Annotated in this window: 1 protein-coding gene; it reads right to left on the reverse strand. The window is 38.7% G+C overall.

The genetic code is table 11. The annotated features are described in order from the left end of the window. Nucleotides 1–2: 2 nt before the first annotated feature. The coding region (locus HGC4_RS13930) for a hypothetical protein (protein WP_185099977.1) at nt 3–3728 on the reverse strand (3726 nt) is incomplete at its 5' end.

The following is a 3728-nucleotide window of genomic DNA, read 5'->3' on the forward strand; positions in this document are numbered from 1 at the left end:
TATTACATGGGTACTCTCATTCTTAGATTAGGATTTACATACACGCTTGTACAATCACCAATTCTTATAGTAATGGGCACACGTCCGCTTTCGCAGTTATTTATTGTTTGAGTAACATAGTAAGTAGCTCCATCTTTCAGAACAGTCGTTAAGGGTAAAACATATGTTGAAACTGCTGTTGCATACCACTTTATATTTTCACCAACCACACTTACATTAGCTAAAGTATTTACCGGTAACAAACAAACTTTACTTGGTTGAACGCCACCATCTACATTGTCTGTTCTCTTTATTATTGTAACCAAACCCGATACTATACAAGTGGCATTGTATTTAACCTGCACCCTATAAGTACCATAACCAAATGTACGCAGATCGATAGAAGATTCTGTACCTATTACATCGGGAAAGTTGGGATCTCCAACCTTTGTCCAAATATACTCTGTGTACTCATTTCCAAAGAAACCGTCTGCTGTTAGAGTGTAACTCGTAGAAATATCGGTATCTATAAAGTGACAAGTCCAATCTGAAGGAAAACCATTAAACTCTCCCGAGTTATAGGCATCATAAGTAATGTTAGTATTATTCTGACCAGCAACGGTACTTTTATCTCTAAAATGTAGCGTTAAACCTCCTGTTGCATTAATGTCTTTTATATTCACAAAGTTAAAGTCACTACGACCTCCCAACAGATTCAAGTTTGCTTGCTGACCTGCTGACGAACTTTTCACAAACAACACCTGACAGGTATTTCCCGACATAGTTAGTCTGTTTTTAACCGTTTGCACATATTCGCCCCATGTTAATGTATAGGTGCCACCTGCCGTTAAGAATAGTTCATTAAACACATTATGCCCTGATAGAGAACCTAATGTGCCTTTAAACTCTACACGATTGAATTGAACCTCTTTTCCTGGTGAAGTCAATGCAGTTGTGATAGATGCTATATTAGGAAATTTATACTCGAACGTTAAATCATAAAATACCTGTCCCGTATATGCAATAAAATTTGCTTCTAAGTTCGTCATATGAATATGCGAAGTTCCTGCATTTACAGTGATATAGGAACTATTTGTATTAAATGTATTAAACACATATATATCAGAACTACCTAAATTGACGGCTCTTGATGCAGTACCACTCCCACTAAAAAAGTAATGAGCATCTACCCTATTATTATTAGTATTAAAAGTACCCGCATATAAAAGAAAGCGACCATATAAATAGAGGTCATCAAGAAGAGAAACTGAACTTGTTTCATATATCTGCACAGAGCTCTGTGTGCCAATCTTCAGACCTGCCTTAACACCATTTGTTGTAATGGTTTTAGGAGTTCCGTTATTCTGGTAATTAGTAGTATAAATATCCACAACCATATCTCTTTGCCATACGGATGACCCATATATATTTAGTGACATAGTAGAACTCAGAGCACTTATAGTGGGCGGAGTAGCAGCACCAGCAAATGTTATATCACGGCAATAAGCTGCTCCTTCTATTGTTATTATTTTAGAGGTAAGTGTGAAGCCCGAACCGGCATCAAAAAAAACATTGCTTGTTGGAGAGGGTACACAAGCACCACCCGTACCGCCAGAAGTAAACGACCAGTGGCTGGCATCGTTCCACTCCCCTGCACCACCTACCCAATACAAATCGGGAGAGGCTGAAGTAACAAAAGTCCACCCTGTATTACCCCCGTTATCTAGCGAGTTACGAGCTGTAAAATTAGCTCCACCCGTAGCTTTAATATCTGTCAGCAGAGTACCCGACACCTTCACCTGCGCAGAGGCGGGCATAGACAGGGTAGCAGGATAGCCTGCTACTGATGATTTTATACTTGCCCATCCCAAACACTCCGCTTCAACAAATAAACCTTTGTTTATAGTTTGAATATACTCTTGGTTAGTAGCACTCTGTACCGTATAAATTCTTCCCGGTGCAAGTATCAGCTCATTAAATGTATTATAGCCCGAAATATAACCACTTCTTTTATACTCTACACGATTAAATTTTACAGTATTAGTTACACTACCTGCCGTAGAAGCAGCAATGCTTCCCGAAGAAGCCTCTACATTTTCGTAGGTTACATCATAATATTGCTGACCTGCATAAGGATAAAAAATCCCGGAAGTACCCGTGAAATGAATATGCGAAGTACCTGCATTGAGCGTTACAACAGCAGTAGCTAAATTTAAATGAGCATCAATATATAGATGTGAGCTACCCAGATTAAGTGTTCTACGGACAGTACCAACATTTCCAATAAGCTGAGACACCTCTACTCTATGATTATTGGTATTGAAAGTACCTGCATTAATATACAAATAAACAGGTGTTTTGAAATCATCCAATAATGATATAGAACTTGCCTCGTTGAAATGAGTATAATAGACACCAGTTGTAACACCATTGCTCTTAATGGTCTTAGGCACACCAGTACTCTTGTAATATACATAATATGCATCGAATTTCATACCCGCTTGCCACACTGATGAGCCATATATATTTATTGTTGATACTACATTCGGATTATTTACGGTAGGTGGAACTGCTGATCCATCAAACACAATATTACGACAGTATACAGACCCTCTAAATGTTACCTCTTTTGAACTTGATGTGAAGCCCGAACCTGCATCAAAAAAGACATTAGTAGTTGGAGAGGGTACGCAGACGCCGCCAACACCACCCGAAGTTAGCGACCAATGAGCCTTGTCGTTCCAATCTCCCGAGCCTCCTACCCAATACAAATCGGGACTAGGTGAAGTAATAAAAGTCCACCCTGTATTCCCCCCATTATCTACCGAATTATTAGCTGTAAAATTAGCACCTCCTATACCTCTAATATTGGTAAGCACAACGCCTGAAACTTTTACCTCTGCAGTAGCAGCCATAGATAAGGTACTATTAACTCCTTCAGTAGCAGACTGGATAGAAATCCAACCCACACATTCGGATTCAGCAATTAAGGAACCGGTAATAGTCTGAGTAGCTGAGCTTACCAGCAAATAACTTTTACTTGGAGCGAAAACAAGTTCCTTAAAAGTATTATATCCATAGATAGAGCCGTCTCCTTTATACTCTACACGATTAAATTTCACATTATCGGCAGCTGTACCACCACCTGCCTGAATACTTGACAATGTGGAATTTGGGTTTTCGAAGAAGACATTGTAATAGGTCTGCCCTTTTGCTGAGTGAAGATATGCTATATTACTATCAACGAAGTGAACAGTAGATGTACCTGCATTAAGTGTCAATAGCGTTGAGTTCATGTACATATAAAAACTACGAATGTAAATATCGGAACTGCCCAGATTCAATGTACGAGGAGCAGTACCTTGGTCTCCATAAAAAGAACCCCCAATATCCATATTATGATTATTGGTATTGAAAACACCTGCATTGAAGTAGATGTTAGAAGTTATTTTAAAATCATCCATAAGCGAAACCGAACTAGTCTCTAAAAAGTAGACAATTCGTCCCGATGAAACACCATTGCTGGTTATTGTTTTATTAGTGCCTGTATTCTGATAATTTATCTGGCTTGTACTAATCGTCATACCAGTTTGCCATACGGATGAGCCATATATATTTAAATGATTTGCTGAACCCGAAGTCACAGTTGGCAGAATAGTTAATCCGGCAAAAGTTATGTTACGGCAATTAGCAACCACATTTATAGTTACAGTTTTAGATGAGGCAGTAAATCCCGAATTGGCATCAAA

Origin of the sequence: Dysgonomonas sp. HGC4, from assembly GCF_001261715.1 — a bacterium.
GTDB lineage: Bacteria > Bacteroidota > Bacteroidia > Bacteroidales > Dysgonomonadaceae > Dysgonomonas_A.